This window comes from Blautia sp. Sow4_E7, from assembly GCF_052116245.1.
In the GTDB taxonomy this organism is placed as follows: Bacteria; Bacillota; Clostridia; order Lachnospirales; family Lachnospiraceae; genus Blautia_A.
Genome location: NZ_JBQKLL010000007.1, coordinates 21,235 through 39,485 on the forward strand (window position 1 = coordinate 21,235; position 18,251 = coordinate 39,485).

Here is an 18,251-nt window from a genome sequence, read left to right on the forward strand (position 1 = left end):
AGCCCAGTTGCTATGCTGCTTTTTCTAATAGATTTTCAAAGACTAATTTTATCAGCCATTGTTCTCAGCAAAGATGTCCTGAAGCTCTTCCAGGTTCTCGTTGATTGCTTCTTCCATGGTCTCTTCTCCAGCCCATACGCTTGAGAATACAGAATCCAGAGTTGCGTTGAACTCTTCTGTTCCGTTTACATAATACCAGGATGTGGACTGTGCATTGTTCATAGCGTAATCAACAACTGCGCTCTTGTACATGTCTTTGTCCGGATAGTTCGGGTTGCTGATCCATTTGTCTGTTTTCTCAGGATCTGTATACCAGGAATCCAGGATCGGCATCCATGTTCCAGCTTCAATCAGTGACCAGGAATTCTCTTCCTGATAGTACCATTTCAGCCATTCCATAGCTTCTTCCGGATGCTCTGTGGTGGAGAATACAACGTTTGGTCCACCAGTACAGATTGTAACTTTTTCTTTCATGTAAGGAAGAACACCTACGCCATAATCGAAATCAGCGCTTGGTCCAAGGAAGGTGCCGACGTTCCAGGCACCATCTGTTGCCATAACCACTTTTTTGCTTCCAAGGGAGGACTCAAGAGCATTTGCTGCACTTGTTACAGGAGGTGCGCAGTGGTAAACGTCTGACAGATCTGCGATCTTCTGGAGTGCTTCGATAGTCTCCGGAGAGTCGATGGTGCACTCGGAACCGTCTTCACTGTAATATCCGCCGCCGTTTGACTTCGCCCAAACTTCCAGCTGCCATGGCAGGGTGTTGATGGTGCATCCGTAAATATCTACGTTATCCGGATCAAAGTCTGGATCCAGAGCGTTCTTTCCATTGATATCCAGAGTCAGCTTCTGTGCTGTCTGAACAAAAGTATCCCAATCCCATGCATCTTCAGCGTCTGCAGGAGGAGTCACCTCTGATGGATCGATTCCCTGTTTCTCGCAAACCTCTTTCAGAAGGTCGTTGTTGTACCAAAGGTTCAGGACCTCGTTTGCTGCGGAGTATGCAACTGGTGTGCCGTCATAGCGGAATGTAAGGCAGTCAAGCGGTTTCGCATCGCCTTCGCCGTACATGGAGCTGATGTCTGCAAGAAGTCCGTTCTCAGCAAATTTCAGAACGCCGGCTTCACTCATAATACCGGTATCCGGAAGCTCGCCAGCTGTTGCCATAGCGTTCAACTTGGTAACGTAGGTGTCATGGTCGATCTTTACAACTTCTACTTCGATCTTGTCCTGCTCGCTGTTAAACTTGTCTGCAACTGCCTGTGTAGCAGCTGTCTCAGTCTCATTTCCCCACTGGGCATATGTGATCTTCACTCTGTCACCGTCTTCTGCAAAAACCGGAACTGCTGCTCCAACCATCATTGTTCCTGCAAGTAAAATCCCCAATAACTGTTTTTTCTTCATACTACTTCTCCTTTTCTTAATCTTATTATAACGGCTTTGCCTGGCCGCTGTAAACATTTACTGTTTCTAACTTACCCCATTTTTTGTGCTGCGTAATAAATCATTGCTGCACTTTTATATTCTTAACTTCTGCCATACCATCATTTCCCCTTCGCCCCGGTTATTCCACATACAATATGGAACGGCTTTCAGGGAAACTTCTTCTTTTTCCAGTTCTACGCTTCCGTATAACTGGTCCGCGCCAGCTGCGCCTTTGTTCCTTACCCGGATTCCTTTATAGGAAAGAGTTGGAACATTTCCTACCAGTTCTTCTGCCGGAGCCGTTTCTTCTATAGAAGTATTCTCTTCTATAAAAATCTGGGAAAGATATCTGCCATTCTCTTTTTCCTCCAGGCAATATACCAGAGGACCTTTCATAAGAGCAGCTTTTCCTGCATCGGCTCTCACCGAATCGTTGGCTCCCATCCATCTTGGAATCACATGGAAATCAAGACTGATGTGGGTGTCTCCCGGTGAAAAACTAAGCTTCTGATAACCTTTTTCCGGCTGTATCTCTATGGAAATTCCATTCTGTATACATTCGCATTTCTCACTGTACCATGGAATGCGGATGTTCAGGTTTCCTGGTCCTGAGGACTGTACCTCGATCTGGACCTTTCCATCCTGTAAAAGTGTGGAATCCATTTTTATCTTTATCTGACTTTCGCCAAGTTCCGTATCTGCCGTAGATGAGATAAACTGATTAATATAAACCGCCTCATCATCTCCTGCGTATATGTACTGTCCCAGAGAAGCAAGTGTCCTTCCCACATTTGGCGGACAGCAGGCAACGCCAAACCACTTCTGTCTTACCGGCTTCACATGTTCCATGTAGGTGTGCTCTGTACAAAATTCCGGAACCACCTCAAGCGGGTTTACATAAAAGTACCGGTCTCCTGCAATGTTGATCCCTGCGATCACGGTGTTATAAAGTGCCTTCTCCACATAATCATAATAGGAGGCATCCCCTGTGATAGCTGCCATTCTCTGGCCAAACATCATCACGCCGATGGAAGCACAAGTCTCAGAATAATTAGTGCTGTTTGGAAGGTCGTAATCCGTAGTAAAGCGTTCACGGAAACCGCTGCTTCCGATTCCACCTGTAATGTACATCCTACGGTCTGTCATGTTGTTCCAGATCCTCTCGCAGGCTTCCATAAGCTGCGGATCGTCGCACTCCCCGGCAAGGTCTGCCATTGCGGAACACATGTACATTTCCCGGACTGCATGTCCAACTGCCTCATCCTGTTCTACAGGAGGCTTGTGAGCTTGTGAGTATTCCAGATCGTATCGCTCGAACTCCGGGAAAAATTCCGGATGTCCTCTTCCCGCGATCTCAGCCTGCAGGTAATTAGGATTTCTGCCCCGCTCCCTGATGAAGTACTCAGCCTGGTGCAGATATGCTCTCTCTCCAGTTACCTTGTAAAGCTTCACCAGTGCAAGTTCGATTTCCTGATGCCCCGGATAGCCTCGCTTCTGGCCTTCCCCTGTACCAAACACCCTGCATATAAGATCTGCATTCTTTTTCGCAATGTTAAGGAATTTCTCCTTACCGGTTGCCTGATAATAGGCAACTGCTGCTTCGATCATATGACCTGCGGTGTACAGTTCATGGCCTTCCACCAGGTTGGTCCACTTCTTCGTGGGAGCATTGATGGAAAAATAGGTGTTCAGGTAACCGTCTGGCTCCTGGGCTTTCCCGATCAGGTCGATTACCTGATCTGCCAGTTTCTCCAGGTTCTCTCCCCTGCCGCCTGCTATGGTGTAGGCAACGGATTCCAGCCATTTGTAAAGGTCTGTGTCCTGGAAAACAACTCCTTTTCGCTCTCCCTCTTCCTCTCCTGCGGCAATGCGGAAATTACGGATACAATAGGTAGGCTCTGCGTCTTCCAGCTGGTCGTTGAGAATCTTCCACTGATGGGGAATGATCTTCTCGCTTACTTTATTCACATATTCCCCAAACAGGCTGTCTGTGATCCGGATTCTCTTCAGATCCAACTGTTTCAAGTGTTTTTTCATTTTTGCACCTGCCTTTGTCGATTTTGATTAATCGTTTAATTTCCTTTGTAAAAAATAAAAAACAGGATTGATACCTTGTTTTTCTTTTGTTTTACTGGTTTCTTGTTAATCGTTTTATTTATCTTTAAACAGATAGTAGCACGCTAAACGGGATTTGTAAATACCATTTATTTTTTTCGGCTATTATTATAGATTTTATGCTTGGTTTTTATGTATTATTACTATATTTCCAGTTCAATTAAACGTTTTTCTATGTTTATTTCATCATAGTACGCGCATATTTGTCCAATTATTTTCTCTTTTTCAAACATGCTCTAGTTTTGTCAGACAATTTTTGCTATAATATAAATAATTATAGTTTCTGTTAATTCGATATTTCATTTTCAGGAGGCATCTATGAAATTAAATCCAAAATGTATGGCCTGTCAGCTCCGGAAACAGGAGGCAAAGATCCGTCATTTTGACGATGAGGACAGGAAGAAGCAATATATGGAAGAAATCCGCCGTCGTTTTGACCAGCCAAAGGAAGAAGACTGCGTTCCCAGCATTTCCACAGAGCTGAAGAAATTCTACTGCTCCTTCTGGGGTGTTCCTATGGAAGATTTTCGTCAGATCAACCGGGAATACGACCAGCTTATGCTGGATCTGGAGGACGACCTTCGTTCCACCATCCGCTATTCTGAGGATCCACTAAAGGCTGCGCTTATTTACGCCCGCACTGGCAACTATATCGACTTTGCAGCCCTTCCGGAAGTCAGCAAGGAAACTGCGCTTTCTCTTATTAAAAGTGAAAACAAGGACGGGCTGGATGAACAGGAGTACCGGAATTTCTGTCAGGACATGAAGAAGGCATCCAATGTTGTGTATATTACCGACAACTGCGGAGAGATCGTCCTGGACAAGCTTGCTATTCAGGTGCTGAAAAAAACTTTTCCCAACATAAGGATCACAGCCCTGGTGCGCGGTCTGCCTGCTGGAAACGACGCTACCATGGAGGATGCGGAGTTCTGCGGACTTACTGATATTGTACCTGTACTGGGAAATGGCAGTGATGTAGGGGGCACCTGGTTTCACGGAATCAGCACCCACGCCCGGGAGCTTTTGCAGAGTGCAGATGTCATTTTAGCCAAAGGCCAGGGCAATTATGAGACCATGCATGGCTGCGGGCTGAACATCTACTACCTGTTTTTGTGCAAATGTGACTGGTTTCAGCAGCTTTTTCATGCAAAATCACTACAGGGAATGTTTATAAATGAGAAGCGTGCACCAAAAGCTACTGCTTTTTCGTCAGATTGACAAGAAACTGTTTAAAAGTTTGTACGATTCTGCCCTAGCCCTTTGGGGTGGTTTTCGCTATACTAACAACAGATGAAAAAAGCATCGAACTTTTTTAAGCATATTAATTAATTGAAAATTTTGGAGGAAAAATCATGGCAAGCTTATCATTACAGCACATTAACAAAACTTACCCGAATGGTTTCCAGGCAGTTAAAGATTTCAACCTTGAAATCGAAGATAAAGAGTTCATCATCTTCGTTGGACCATCTGGATGTGGAAAATCTACAACACTTCGTATGATCGCAGGTCTTGAGGAGATTAGCGGTGGTACATTAAAGATCGGTGACAAAGTTATGAACGATGTAGAGCCGAAAGACCGTGATATCGCAATGGTATTCCAGAACTACGCTCTGTATCCTCATATGACAGTATATGATAACATGGCATTTGGTCTGAAGCTTCGTAAAGTTCCGAAGGACCAGATCGATAAAGCTGTTAGAGAGGCAGCCAGAATCCTTGACCTTGAGAAACTTCTTGATCGTAAACCGAAGGCTCTTTCCGGTGGACAGAGACAGCGTGTTGCTATGGGACGTGCTATCGTTCGTAATCCTAAGGTATTCCTTATGGATGAGCCTCTTTCCAACCTGGATGCTAAACTTCGTGTTCAGATGCGTATCGAGATCTCCAAGATCCATCAGAGACTGGGCGCAACAATCATCTATGTAACACATGACCAGACAGAGGCTATGACCCTTGGTACCAGAATCGTTGTTATGAAAGATGGTGTTGTTCAGCAGGTTGATACACCACAGCACCTTTATGAGCAGCCAGGCAATCTGTTCGTTGCAGGATTCATGGGATCCCCGCAGATGAACTTCCTTGACGCTCAGATTGCAGAAAAAGGCGGCGACCTTGTTGCTAAGATCGGTGAGTATGACGTTGTTATCCCAGCAGCAAAAGCTAAAGTTCTCAAAGACAATGGCTATGTTGGCAAGACAGTTGTTCTTGGTATCCGTCCAGAGGATATCCATGATTCCCAGATGTTCATCGAGGCTTCTCCAAGCGCTCCAATGACATCTACCGTTAAAGTTTATGAGCTTCTTGGTGCTGAAGTATTCCTGTACTTCGATGTAAACGGAACTCAGGTTACAGCACGAGTTGATCCTCGTACAAACTCCAAGACAGGCGATACAATCAAATTCGCATTCGATATGGAGAAATCTCACTTCTTCGATAAAGAGACAGAGCTTGTTATCTGCAACTAATATTTAGAAGAATGAATTTAGGCCTCAGGGGTTTTCCCCTGGGGCTTTTTATATTATAATAATGGAAAAGATTTGCGGAATTTCATATTTGCCGCATTACAAAGGAGCACACCTATGAAATTACTTCAGATTCTCCAGAAATGTCTGGAAGACTGGAAGAACATCAGTCATCTGGATTTCTGCCTTGTAAATTTAGATAACACCATTTATATCAGCACCTGCGACAGAGCCCTTCCTTCTGAAGAGAAGCTAGAAGAATTTAAGGAAGATGAGACGCTGTGTATTTCCAATATGAACTGCCGTCTGTATAAAGTGACAGAAAGCCACCAGCTTCAGTACATCCTGATCGTATGGGGAAATGCAGAGGCCGCTTCCACCATCGGGGAACTGGCAGTCTGCCAGATTGAAAGCCTGCTTACTGCCTACATGGAAAAAAGCGACAAGAACGTATTTATGCAGAATCTTCTCCTTGGCTCCTACTCTGAGGTAGACGCTTTTAACCGCGCCAAGAAGCTTCATATTGCAACCACTGTACGGCGTGCTGTTTTCCTGGTAGAGACCAAGCAGAGCAAGGATGAAAATGCCCTAGCTACCATCCGCAATATTTTCGCAGCTAAGACCAGGGACTTTATTACTGCTATCGATGATTCTGGAATTATTGTCCTCCGTGAACTGCAGCCTTCTGAGGATTACTCCGATCTGGATGATATTGCCCATATGCTGGTGGACATGCTGAATACCGAGGCCATGACCTCCGCCTGGGTTTCTTACAGCAATATTGCGGATGATCTGAAGCAGCTTCCGGATGCTTACAAGGAAGCCCGTACTGCCCTGGAAGTAGGCAAGATTTTTTATACTGGCAAGAATGTGTTTGGATATAACCGTCTTGGAATCGGACGTCTGATCTACCAGCTTCCGGTGGAGATCTGCGAAATGTTTATTGACGAATTTTTCAAAGAAGAGATTCTGGATTCTATTGACGACGAGACACTCACTACCATCCGCACCTTCTTCGAAAATAACCTGAATCTTTCCGAAACCTCCAGACAGCTTTACGTACACCGAAACACACTGGTGTACCGCTTCGAGAAGCTGCAGAAGAAATTCGGGCTGGATATCCGAACTTTTGAGGATGCGCTGACGTTTAAGCTGGCTATGATGGTGGTGAATTATATTAAATATAAAAAGGCGGAATAAAATGCTTTCGTAAATTAAGATAAATCTGGCGGATCTAACTAAATAGATCCGCCAAAAAAGTTTTGAATCGTGTCCAATATTTACAATTATGAGACACTTGTTTTCTTCTGTGTATTTCGATTCTTTACAGCCAAACGAAATGCCTTTTCCATTGCAGGTGTAAGTGCAGGAGAGTCTTCGTCAAAGACAATTTCTCTTTTAGCGGCTTCTTCAATTTGCCGAATCTGCTCTTCTGTTGGCTGCTGATTCCTATTCAAGGTAACTGTCTTGATCAAAATAAATACTCCTTTCCGTCTTTGTGGCAATTCTTGCAGAAATTAACCGAATGTTCTCTTTGCGCTCCGTGTAGACTACAAATAGTACATCATGCACCATACCAATAGTATTGTACCTGTCTTCTGAAGTGCTGTGTTCCATATCGTAGATTTCTATTCGCTGTAAGTCATTAAAGACAAGCATAGCGGTCTCGAAATCAATCCCGTGTTTTCTTTGGTTTAATTTGTTTTTCTTCGTCCCATTCAAAGGTCAATAGAACGCCTCCTATTTAGAACACAAAAACAGGTTACACAATATTTTAACATACATAGAGAAATATAGATATTAAATTTATATAAAAAATGGCGGATCCACACAACTGGATCCGCCAAAATATTATTTCTGCTCAGTTTCAAATTCCTTCGCCACATCTTCCAGCAGATCTCTGATTGGGAGATGCTGTGGGCAGGCTTTTTCGCATTTGCCGCACTTGATACAGTCGGAGGCTTTGCCGTTATGTACCGTGTGGACGTTGCTGTAGTAGTAATTTGCATTCCAGTCGTTAAATACCTTCTTGGCATTCATGCAGGCGAAAAGATCCGGGATGGAAATCTGTTTCGGGCATCCAGCGGTACAGTAGCGACAGGCAGTACACGGAATTGCGTGCTTCTGGTGGAAAATATCTGCTACCTTGTGGACTGCTTCCATTTCTTTCTCATTCAGAGGCTGGAAGTCTTTCATAAAGCTGATGTTGTCTTCCATCTGTTCCATATTGCTCATACCGGAAAGAACCATGAGAACACCATCAAATCCAGCTGCAAAACGAAGTGCATAGCTTGCCGGGCTGCCGCCGTGAAGATCATCCAGAACCTTCTTGGCATCTGATGGAAGTTTTACAAGGTTACCGCCCTTAACAGGTTCCATGATCAGCACAGGTTTATTGTGCTTACGACAGACTTCGTAACACTTACGGCTCTGTACGGCTGGATCCTCATAATCCAGATAGTTAAACTGAATCTGAACAACCTCAATCTGAGGATACTCGGTAAGAATCTGATCCAGAGCTTCAGCCTTGTCATGGAAGGAAATTCCAAAATGACGGATCTTACCCTCTTCTTTCAACTGAAGAGCAGTCTCATAAGCGTGGCATTTTTTAAAGTATTTAAAAATCTCTTCACTCTGTGCATGCATAAGGTAAAAGTCGAAATAATCTACGCCGCAGGCTTTCAACTGGCTCTCAAAAAATGGTCTGATTTCTTCTTCTGATTTAAAATAGAAGTTGGTAAGCTTATTGGTAAGGATATATTCGCTGCGGTCATGACAGCTGGTCAGGCAGTCGCGAAGGGCAAGCTCGCTTTTTCCATCCAGATATCCGTGAGCAGTATCAAAATAATTAAAGCCCTGCTCCAGGAAGGTATCTACCATTTTACACATCTGTTCCTTGTCAACTTCGCCATCCTTCATAGGAAGACGCATACAGCCAAAACCGAAATTCTTTTTGATTTTATCCATGATGAAATACTCCTTTCTTGAAAGACTGGCCATAGAGCAGAAAGGAGATTCGCGGAAACCTGAAATTGCTCTATGGCCAGATCTATTTTTTTTATTATACATGTTAAAGTGGACTTTAAGTCAAGGAATTTTTCTCCTTCTTTCATTAAATGTAAAGTTTAATTCCCGATTGTAAGTTTTTATATCTTTAATTTTTCAATCTTACAGCTGTGTCTCTTCGTCTTCTTATCATAGTTTATCCCCACAAGCAGCAGATTTCCATGATACTCTTTCAATGCAGCTACATAATTTTTATCATTAATCTGTTTGATTGCGCCTTCTGCTTCTTTATCCCATTTAAGTTCGATTACCACAGCAGGTTTATCTGCATAGCTTTTTCTTGGAATAAAGCATACGTCAGCGAATCCTTTTCCTGTAGGCAATTCCCGAATAATGGTATAATACTCCCGGGCAAAATAAAATGCCAGGTGAATGGTGCAGCTTAAAGAGTTTTCGTCATTATATTCGAGAATAGAAATTTCCTGATGAACTTTATCAATCCCATTTGCGACTGCTTCGCCATCCATATTCCACAGCGCCTCCTGCAGTTTCTTTGAAGCTTCTACCGAGTGAATAACCTCATTCCAATCCATACTGCTGATCGCATTGATATATTCCTGTGCAACCTCTTTATTTGGAATCGCCACTGTTTTATCTGTCCAACGATAGCTTAAATATCCCAGATGTACCAGCAGGGTGAGAACGTCATCCTTACTCTGAAAGGTAGTCATATCATTGGAAAAAGTGCCAATATTAATTGGTATTCGGTCTCCTGCCAGCATACGGATCACAGAATCCTTCAGACCATCAAAATTCATCTGGATATAGATTTTCAATGCCTCATAGGTTTCTGTCTGATTCCAGTAATTATCAAAAATCCCAGAAAGCATAGCATCCACAACAGATTTCGGACTGTACATAGAATAGATCCGCTTCTTTTCCTCTTCAACTGCTACCAGTTCATAACCATCGTACCATGCCTGTGCTTCCTCAAAACAGCGCTTATATTTCTCACAAAGTGCCTTCACTTCCTCTTCTGTAAAACCAAAATATTCCGCCATTTCCCGCGGATTGGTCATAGAATACTCTGTAAACATATTAAGTGCAGAATGGGAACCATACTTCTTCACTGGCAGAATACCTGTCATATATGCAAGTGCCACATATGCTTTGTCCTTCAGCCATGCCCTCAAAAAATCAAGATACGCTTTCTGCGCATCTACATTCTGTTTGTATTCACGAAACAGGCAATCCCATTCATCGATCAAAATTACAAATGGATGACCTGTGTACGCAAAAACATCCTTCATAACCTGAATCAGATTCTTTTCATCGCGCAATCTTACAGCCGCATATGTCTCCTTTAGATCCCAAACCAAATAGTCACTTAACATTTTCAGCATTTCTTCCACCCTTTTCGTTGTGCTAAGAAATTCCTGCATGTTAATTTTTATTACATCATATTGGTTCAAATGCTGATGAAATGTAGGGGCTTCACTGATTTTTAGTCCGCGAAAAAGTTCTTCTGTATTTTCTCCCTGTCCGTAATATGCTGCCAGCATATCTGCTGCCATGGACTTTCCAAATCGCCTGGGGCGGCTGATACATACGAATTTCTGCTTTGTCCGAAGTAAACGGTTTGTCTGAATAAGCAAGCCGGTTTTATCCACATAAATCTCTGAATTTAAACATTCCTCAAATTCAATACTTCCCGGATTCAAATAACTTCCCATAATAACCGCACCTCCTTTTTAGAAAATACATCTGTTCTTTTTATCATACTATAACCAAAAATAATTTCCAACTCAGTTTTTATTCTTCCTCATCCTTCGCCCACTCGAACGTACACTTCACAGCCTTTTTCCACCCTTTCAGCTTCTTCTTACGCTCTTCTTCAGTCATCTGAGGTGCGAACTGCTGGCCGATCTGCCAGTTGCTTTTTACCTCGGAAGCGTCTTTCCAGAAGCTGGTGGCAAGGCCTGCAAGGTAGGAGGCACCAAGGGCGGTGGTTTCAATGCAGCTTGGGCGGACCAGCTGAGTGTCAAGGAGGTCGGCCTGGAACTGCATGAGGAAGTTGTTGGCGCTGGCGCCACCGTCTACACGGAGGGCGCTGAGATCAAGGCCGGAATCCTTCTCCATGGCTTCCAGAACGTCGTGCACCTGATAGGCCAGGGACTCTACGGTTGCACGCACCAGATGAGCTTTTCCTGCGCCTCTGGTAAGACCAAGGATAGCACCTCTTGCATACTGATCCCAGTATGGTGCACCAAGACCTGTGAAAGCCGGTACTACGTAAACACCGTTTGTGTCCGGCACAGACAGACAATATTTCTCTGAGTCCGGAGAGCTCTCCAGAATTCCCACTTCATCTCTCAGCCACTGAATGGCAGCACCTGCTACGAAAACGCTTCCCTCCAGGGCATATCCAGGGGTTCCGTCTGCTTTCACCGCAATAGTGGTAAGAAGTCCGTTCTTTGACTCTACTGCCTTATCTCCTGTATGCATGAGCATAAAACAGCCGGTACCATATGTATTCTTCACATCCCCGGACTCAAAGCAGCACTGTCCAAAAAGGGCCGCCTGCTGGTCTCCTGCCGCACCGGCAATGGGGATTCTGCCGCCGATCAGGTTCTCATTGGTATAGCCATAAATACAGCTGCTTGGCTTCACTTCCGGCAGCATACACTCTGGGATATCCAGGTATTCCAGAATCTCTTTATCCCATTTTCTCTCATGGATGTCAAAAAGCATGGTTCTGGAGGCGTTGGTGTAATCCGTCACATGAACTTTTCCTTTTGTCAATTTCCAGATCAGCCAGGTATCTACAGTTCCAAAAAGAAGTTCCCCATTCTTCGCCCGCTCTCTGGAACCTTCTACATGATCCAGGATCCATTTCAATTTCGTTCCGGAAAAATAGGCGTCCGGGATCAGGCCGGTTTTCTTTCGGATCAGCTCTGACATGCCGTCTTTTTCCATCTTCTCGATCATATCAGCTGTTCTGCGGCACAGCCATACGATTGCCGGATAAACAGGCTCTCCTGTCTTTTTGTCCCATACAATGGTGGTCTCACGCTGATTGGTAATTCCGATGGCGTGGATATCCTCTGCGTCCACACCGATCATGCTCATGGCCTCTGTAGCCACAGAAATCTGGGAGGACCAGATTTCCTTGGGATCATGCTCTACCCAGCCTGGCTTGGGGTAATACTGCTTGTACTCTTTTTGTGCTACGCTGCACATATTTCCCTTCTTATCAAATAAAATACATCTGGAGCTTGTAGTCCCCTGATCCAATGCCATTATATATTTTCCCATAGTGCACCTCATTTTTATCAAATTCTTAATTAACATTATACCCGATTCTTTCAAGTAATGAAACATCTATGATAAGAAAAAACGCCAGCCCGCAAAGTTTCCCATGCAGGCTGGCGTCCAAATTTCTTATATGTAATTTATGCCAGTAAGGTTTTTCCAATAAAGTAAACCAGTACCAGCGCACCAAGTACGATTCTGTACCATCCAAAGGCCTTGAAATCATGTTTCTTGATATAGCCCATCAGGAACTTAATTGCAAGAATAGAAACTACAAATGCAACTACCATACCGATCACCAGGATCAATACCTCTGTACCGGTAAAGCCAAAACCGAATTTCACAAGCTTCAGAAGGCTGGCTCCGAACATAACCGGAATGCCGAGGAAGAAGGTGAACTCAGCAGCTACTGTACGGGAAGTACCAACCAGGATTCCTCCGATAATGGTAGATCCAGATCTGGATGTACCCGGAACAACGGAAAGCACCTGGAAGCAGCCGATAAGGAATGCAGTCTTGAAAGATAAATCTTCCAGACTTGTGCACTGCGGCTCTCTGCCTTTGTTATAGTTTTCCACAATAATAAACAGAACACCGTAGACGATCAGCGCAATGGCAACCACTACATAGTTGTTAAAATGTTCCTCAATGAAATCATTAAATGGAAATGCAATAATAATGGTCGGCAGACATGCTACCACGATCTTAAACCACAGCACCCATTTTTCCTTGTCGCAGAAGCGCTCAACGAAATTCAGGATCACCTGTGCCCATTTCGGTTTCTTGGCAATGGCCATCTGGGTTCTTCTTGGAAGCTTCTTTATGTAAAAAGGCCACAGCTTATTCCAATACAAAACAACAACTGCAAGGATGGCTCCAAGCTGGATCACAACCAGGAATACGTCCATGAAATCCTGTAAAACATTCAGATGGATAAATTCATCTACCAGGATCATGTGGCCAGTACTGCTGATGGGGAGCCACTCTGTAATTCCCTCAACGATACCAAGGAGAATTACCTTTAAAAGTTCGATAATATCCATTTCTACCCCTTTCTTATGAATGCATGGAAAATCCTTCTGCCAGCTTCTTTAATCAGCTGTGCCAGTACCCATTCTGGCTGATCTGTAATCTCCAACGCACTCACTTTAACAAAATGAGGACGGAGACCTGAACTTCTCCGTCCTCTTTAGTATATTACACAACTTTGCTTTCGTAAACTTGTATTTTGCATTTTTCGCAAAATTTAGCTTTTGTTTAACAGATTACTTTCTTTTATCTTCTTGCAATGGTCGCAATATCAATCAGGCTCAGCTTATTCGCATCTGTGTTCTCAAGGCTGGTTACCAGAGCCTCTGCGGTATCAAGGCTGGTAAGAACATTAACACCAGTCTCAATCGCGTTACGTCTGATCACGAAACCGTCCTTCTGATGCTCAACACCCTGGGACGGGATGTCGATTACCACATCGATCTTATGTCCAAGGATCAGGTCCATAAGGTTCGGTGCAGGCTGCTCCAGCTTGTTGGTACGGATTACCTTAACGCCATGCGCTTTCAGAGTATTGGCAGTTCCTCTTGTGGCATAGATACGGTATCCAAGTGCCTCAAATCTCTTAGCGATCGGTACAGCATCCTCCTGCTCTTCCGGTCTGACTGTCATGATCATGTTCTTGTACTTTGGAAGGCAGATTCCAGCTCCCAGGAATGCTTTATACAGGGCCTCATTGAAGGTCTCTGCAATACCAAGGCACTCACCAGTAGATTTCATCTCAGGTCCAAGGCTGATATCAGCGCCGCGGATCTTCTCGAAGGAGAATACCGGCATCTTGATGGCAATATGTTTTGCCTCTGGCTGAAGACCTGGCTCGTAACCCATATCTTTCAGCTTGTATCCAAGGATTACCTTGGTTGCCAGCGGTACGATTGGGATTCCGGTAACCTTGCTGATATAAGGTACCGTACGGCTGGAACGCGGGTTTACCTCGATTACGTATACATCATCTCCAAGCACGATGAACTGGATGTTGATCATACCGATTACATGCAGTGCTCTTGCAAGACGTTTGGTGTACTCTGCAATGGTCTCTTTCGCCTTCGCGCTGATGGTTCTTGCAGGATATACGGAAATACTGTCACCGGAGTGGATTCCGGCACGCTCAATATGCTCCATAATACCAGGGATCAGAATGTCTTCGCCGTCGCAGACTGCGTCAACCTCGATCTCTTTTCCCATCAGGTACTTATCTACAAGGATCGGGTGCTCCTGTGCGATCTGGTTGATCACACCGATGTACTCTTCCACATCCTCATCGCTTACAGCGATTCTCATACCCTGTCCGCCAAGTACGTAGGAAGGACGAACCAGAACCGGATAGCCCAGCTCGTTGGCAGCCTTTTTCGCCTCTTCTGCGGTAAATACGGTATGTCCCTTCGGTCTCGGGATCTGGCATTTCTCCAGGATCTCATCAAACAGCTCGCGGTCCTCTGCAGCATCTACGTTCTCAGCAGATGTTCCAAGGATCTTCACGCCCATCTTGGTAAGGGCTTCGGTCAGCTTGATGGCGGTCTGTCCACCGAACTGGACAACAGCTCCGTCCGGTTTCTCAATATTTACAACATTCTCAACATCCTCCGGTGTAAGAGGCTCGAAATACAGCTTGTCTGCAATATCGAAGTCTGTACTTACAGTCTCCGGGTTGTTGTTGATGATAATGGTCTCGTAGCCTTCTTTTGCAAAAGCCCAGGTACAATGTACAGAGCAGAAGTCGAACTCGATACCCTGTCCAATACGGATCGGGCCAGAACCAAGTACCAGGATCTTTTTCTTATCCGGTGTGGCAACTGCCTCATTTTCAGTACCTTCGTCACCATATACGGAATAGTAATATGGAGTAGCAGCTGCAAACTCAGCTGCACAGGTGTCAACCATCTTATAAGCGGCTTTGATACCGTACTCTGCACGGAGGTCTTTGATCTCCTCCTCAGTTCTTCCTGTAAGGCGGGCAATGATGTAGTCCGGGAACTCCATGCGTTTTGCTTCCAGAAGAAGCTCTTTGGTAAGCTTTCTGGTCTTCAGGGCATTTTCCATTCCAACAAGGATTGCCAGTTTGTCAATGAACCAGATGTCGATCTGGGTAATGTCATGAAGCATGGACTGCGGCATACCACGGCGGATTGCTTCTGCGATCTTCCAGATTCTGCGGTCATCTACGATTGCCAGCTCATCCAGCAGTTCCTCGTCTGTAAGCTGTGTAAAATCGTAGGACATCAGGCTGTCTACATGCTGCTCCAGAGAACGGATTGCTTTCATAAGAGCGCCCTCAAAGTTATGGCAGATACTCATAACCTCACCAGTAGCTTTCATCTGTGTGGTAAGGGTTCTCTTAGCTGTAATAAATTTATCAAATGGAAGTCTCGGGATCTTAACTACACAGTAGTCAAGCATTGGCTCGAAACTTGCGTATGTTTTTCCAGTGATGGCGTTAGGGATCTCATCCAGGGTGTAGCCAAGTGCGATCTTCGCTGCAACCTTGGCAATCGGGTAACCAGTTGCCTTACTTGCAAGTGCAGAGGAACGACTTACACGAGGGTTAACCTCGATAACACAGTATTCGAAGCTGTCTGGCTTCAGTGCATACTGAACGTTACATCCACCTGTGATTCCAAGCTCTGTGATAATGTTCAGGGCAGAGGTACGGAGCATCTGGTACTCTTTGTCTCCAAGAGTCTGGGACGGAGCAACTACGATGGAGTCTCCTGTGTGGACACCAACCGGGTCAATGTTCTCCATGTTGCAGACGGTGATACAGTTTCCTGCACTATCACGCATTACCTCGTACTCGATCTCTTTCCAGCCTGCAATGCAGCGCTCTACCAGAACCTCTCCTACACGGGAAAGACGGAGACCGTTCTCCAGGATCTCACGAAGCTCATATTCATTGTGTGCAATTCCGCCGCCGCTTCCGCCAAGGGTATAAGCAGGACGAAGAACAACCGGGTAGCCGATGGTGTTGGTAAATGCAAGACCATCCTCTACTGTGGTAACAACCTTGGATGCTGCAACCGGCTCACCGATCTTCTCCATGGTATCTTTAAATTCCTGACGGTCCTCAGCCTTCTTGATGGTCTGGGCTGTGGTACCGATCAGTCTTACATTATGCTCTTTCAGGAAGCCTTTCTCGTCCAGTTCCATGGCAAGGTTCAGACCTGCCTGACCGCCCAGGGTAGGAAGAACGCTGTCCGGTTTCTCCTTCAGGATCAGCTGCTCTACCACTTCTACAGTAAGAGGCTCGATGTAAACGCGGTCTGCAATATCTTTATCTGTCATAATGGTAGCCGGGTTGGAGTTCAGAAGAACAACCTCCAGGCCTTCTTCTTTCAGGGAACGGCAAGCCTGTGTTCCTGCGTAGTCAAACTCTGCTGCCTGGCCGATGATGATCGGACCGGAACCAATAACAAGTACTTTTTTAATGTCTTTATTTCTTGGCATTATTTATTTCCTCCCATCATATCCATAAATCTGTCAAACAGGTAACCGGAATCCTGTGGTCCCGGGCATGCCTCCGGATGGAACTGCACTGTGAAAATGTTCTTTCCAACGTATGCCATTCCTTCGTTTGTGCCGTCATTGACGTTTACAAATGCCGGGTGTGCAATATTTTTCTCCTCAAGATCCTTGGCATCTACTACGTAGCCGTGGTTCTGGGAAGAGATGTAAACCCTGCCTGTTGCAAGGTCTTTTACCGGATGGTTTCCACCGCGGTGGCCGTATTTCATCTTATAGGTATCGCCGCCTGTTGCGAGTGCCATCAGCTGATGTCCAAGACAGATTGCAAAGACCGGAACATCGGAATCGTAAAGTTTCTTTACTTCTTTAATAATAGAAGTACATTCCTTCGGATCTCCAGGGCCGTTGCTGAGCATGATTCCGTCTGGATGATCTCCAAGGATCTCTTCTGCCGGTGTAAGAGCCGGGTAAATGGTTACCTGACAGCCGCGTTTGTTCAGGGAACGGGCAATATTGCGTTTCGCACCAAAGTCCATAAGGGCAACCTTCGGGCCATTTCCTGGAAGGATTTCTTTCTCACGGCAGGTTACTTTTTCTACTACTTTACCAGTTGTATATGCTTTTAACTTGGGGAGAATTGCGTTTAAGTCATAATTTTCATCCGTTGTGATCATACCGTTCATGGTACCTTTCTCACGGAGGATCTTGGTAAGAGCTCTGGTGTCGATTCCTGCGATTCCAGGAATATCATGTTTTGTCAAGAAATGCTGAATGGTGTCAACGCTTCTGAAATTGCTTGGAACACGGGATAATTCACGTACGATAAATGCGTCGATCCACGGCCTGGTGGATTCCTGGTCATCATAACAGATTCCGTAGTTTCCTATTAATGGATAGGTCATGCATACCGCCTGGCCTGCGTAAGACGGGTCTGTCATTACTTCCAGATAACCGGTCATGGAAGTATTAAAAACGATCTCACTGATGACTTCCCTTGCAGAGCCAATGCTGGTTCCTGTAAATACATGGCCATCTTCTAATATCAGAAATGCTTTCATACAATCTCCCTTTCTTATGTCATTTTCTTTCTTATTTTATCCTAAATCTTCAAGATTGTACCATAGCAAAGTGCTTTTTTCAACAATATACGGGCAAAAAAAAATTCTGTTGTGCATAAAAAAATTTGCACAACAGAAAAAAGCTACCGGATCAGAGCCTGCTTCCATACGAGACTTTCTGTGTCTCACAGCCAACATTATAAGCGGCTCTGGTATTCGTAACAAAAGAAAAAAATAATGCAGGAGATGGGACTTGAACCCACACGATCTTGCGACCACAGGCACCTGAAGCCTGCGCGTCTGCCAATTCCGCCACTCCTGCATTTCTTATGTTTCAATCGCTCTCTCGCGACTGCTTGAT

Annotated in this window: 13 protein-coding genes and 1 tRNA gene; 3 read left to right on the plus strand and 11 right to left on the minus strand. The window is 44.9% G+C overall.

Features of this window, described 5'->3' with window-relative positions:
- Positions 1-51 precede the first annotated feature (51 nt).
- Together ACTQ50_RS06200 and ACTQ50_RS06205 are read right to left on the minus strand one after the other, a co-directional pair.
- Positions 52-1,407, minus strand: a complete 1,356-nt coding sequence (locus ACTQ50_RS06200) for an ABC transporter substrate-binding protein (protein WP_441483447.1) — start codon at positions 1,405-1,407, stop codon at positions 52-54.
- Between the two features lie 114 nt (positions 1,408-1,521).
- Positions 1,522-3,465 carry a glycoside hydrolase family 127 protein gene (locus ACTQ50_RS06205; protein ID WP_441483448.1) on the minus strand — a complete coding sequence of 648 codons (1,944 nt, stop codon included), beginning with the start codon at positions 3,463-3,465 and terminating at the stop codon, positions 1,522-1,524.
- A 396-nt stretch (positions 3,466-3,861) separates the two neighbouring features.
- Between ACTQ50_RS06205 and ACTQ50_RS06210 the strand changes: the two genes are divergently transcribed.
- The 3 genes from ACTQ50_RS06210 to ACTQ50_RS06220 all read left to right on the plus strand — a co-directional run bounded on the left by ACTQ50_RS06210 (position 3,862) and on the right by ACTQ50_RS06220 (position 7,205).
- Positions 3,862-4,761, plus strand: a complete 900-nt coding sequence (locus ACTQ50_RS06210; protein WP_441483449.1) for a damage-control phosphatase ARMT1 family protein — start codon at positions 3,862-3,864, stop codon at positions 4,759-4,761.
- 134 nt (positions 4,762-4,895) lie between these two features.
- Positions 4,896-6,008: an ABC transporter ATP-binding protein gene (locus ACTQ50_RS06215; protein ID WP_441483450.1), complete on the plus strand. Its 1,113-nt coding sequence runs from the start codon at positions 4,896-4,898 to the stop codon at positions 6,006-6,008.
- A gap of 114 nt (positions 6,009-6,122) precedes the next feature.
- Positions 6,123-7,205, plus strand: a complete 1,083-nt coding sequence (locus tag ACTQ50_RS06220) for a PucR family transcriptional regulator (RefSeq protein ID WP_441483451.1) — start codon at positions 6,123-6,125, stop codon at positions 7,203-7,205.
- Positions 7,206-7,291: 86 nt separating this feature from the next.
- Here ACTQ50_RS06220 and ACTQ50_RS06225 read toward each other — a convergent pair whose 3' ends face one another.
- The 9 genes from ACTQ50_RS06225 to ACTQ50_RS06265 form a co-directional block, all read right to left on the minus strand.
- Positions 7,292-7,480 carry a hypothetical protein gene (locus ACTQ50_RS06225; RefSeq protein WP_441483452.1) on the minus strand — a complete coding sequence of 63 codons (189 nt, stop codon included), beginning with the start codon at positions 7,478-7,480 and terminating at the stop codon, positions 7,292-7,294.
- Positions 7,455-7,664, minus strand: coding sequence for a BrnT family toxin (locus ACTQ50_RS06230; protein ID WP_441483537.1), 210 nt, complete (start codon positions 7,662-7,664; stop codon positions 7,455-7,457). The genes ACTQ50_RS06225 and ACTQ50_RS06230 overlap by 26 nt, the downstream gene beginning before the upstream one ends.
- Positions 7,665-7,856: 192 nt before the next feature.
- Positions 7,857-8,972 (minus strand): aldo/keto reductase, encoded by a 1,116-nt coding sequence (locus ACTQ50_RS06235; RefSeq protein WP_441483453.1) that lies wholly within the window; start codon positions 8,970-8,972, stop codon positions 7,857-7,859.
- Between the two features lie 179 nt (positions 8,973-9,151).
- Positions 9,152-10,744, minus strand: coding sequence for an AAA family ATPase (locus ACTQ50_RS06240; RefSeq protein ID WP_441483454.1), 1,593 nt, complete (start codon positions 10,742-10,744; stop codon positions 9,152-9,154).
- A gap of 79 nt (positions 10,745-10,823) precedes the next feature.
- Positions 10,824-12,326: a glycerol kinase GlpK gene (gene glpK / locus ACTQ50_RS06245; protein WP_441483455.1), complete on the minus strand. Its 1,503-nt coding sequence runs from the start codon at positions 12,324-12,326 to the stop codon at positions 10,824-10,826.
- Positions 12,327-12,463: 137 nt separating this feature from the next.
- On the minus strand, positions 12,464-13,366 hold the full coding sequence (locus ACTQ50_RS06250) for an undecaprenyl-diphosphate phosphatase (RefSeq protein WP_441483456.1): 903 nt from the start codon (positions 13,364-13,366) through the stop codon (positions 12,464-12,466).
- 232 nt (positions 13,367-13,598) lie between these two features.
- Entirely contained in the window at positions 13,599-16,814 is a 3,216-nt protein-coding gene (gene carB / locus ACTQ50_RS06255; RefSeq protein WP_441483457.1) for a carbamoyl-phosphate synthase large subunit, read from the minus strand.
- Entirely contained in the window at positions 16,814-17,890 is a 1,077-nt protein-coding gene (locus ACTQ50_RS06260; RefSeq protein ID WP_441483458.1) for a carbamoyl phosphate synthase small subunit, read from the minus strand. Before ACTQ50_RS06260 ends, carB begins: the two co-directional genes overlap by 1 nt.
- A 238-nt stretch (positions 17,891-18,128) precedes the next feature.
- Positions 18,129-18,212: transfer RNA gene (locus tag ACTQ50_RS06265), tRNA-Leu, on the minus strand.
- Between the last annotated feature and the right edge of the window lie 39 nt (positions 18,213-18,251).

Excerpts from the sequence above, each read along its gene's own strand:
- ACTQ50_RS06200 (WP_441483447.1), bottom strand. The coding sequence starts at position 1,407 with ATGAAGAAAAAACAGTTATTGGGGATTTTACTTGCAGGAACAATGATG.
- glpK (WP_441483455.1), bottom strand. The coding sequence starts at position 12,326 with ATGGGAAAATATATAATGGCATTGGATCAGGGGACTACAAGCTCCAGA.
- ACTQ50_RS06205 (WP_441483448.1), bottom strand. The coding sequence starts at position 3,465 with ATGAAAAAACACTTGAAACAGTTGGATCTGAAGAGAATCCGGATCACA.
- ACTQ50_RS06260 (WP_441483458.1), bottom strand. The coding sequence starts at position 17,890 with ATGAAAGCATTTCTGATATTAGAAGATGGCCATGTATTTACAGGAACC.
- carB (WP_441483457.1), bottom strand. The coding sequence starts at position 16,814 with ATGCCAAGAAATAAAGACATTAAAAAAGTACTTGTTATTGGTTCCGGT.
- ACTQ50_RS06240 (WP_441483454.1), bottom strand. The coding sequence starts at position 10,744 with ATGGGAAGTTATTTGAATCCGGGAAGTATTGAATTTGAGGAATGTTTA.
- ACTQ50_RS06250 (WP_441483456.1), bottom strand. The coding sequence starts at position 13,366 with ATGGATATTATCGAACTTTTAAAGGTAATTCTCCTTGGTATCGTTGAG.
- ACTQ50_RS06215 (WP_441483450.1), top strand. The coding sequence starts at position 4,896 with ATGGCAAGCTTATCATTACAGCACATTAACAAAACTTACCCGAATGGT.
- ACTQ50_RS06210 (WP_441483449.1), top strand. The coding sequence starts at position 3,862 with ATGAAATTAAATCCAAAATGTATGGCCTGTCAGCTCCGGAAACAGGAG.
- ACTQ50_RS06235 (WP_441483453.1), bottom strand. The coding sequence starts at position 8,972 with ATGGATAAAATCAAAAAGAATTTCGGTTTTGGCTGTATGCGTCTTCCT.
- ACTQ50_RS06220 (WP_441483451.1), top strand. The coding sequence starts at position 6,123 with ATGAAATTACTTCAGATTCTCCAGAAATGTCTGGAAGACTGGAAGAAC.
- ACTQ50_RS06230 (WP_441483537.1), bottom strand. The coding sequence starts at position 7,664 with ATGCTTGTCTTTAATGACTTACAGCGAATAGAAATCTACGATATGGAA.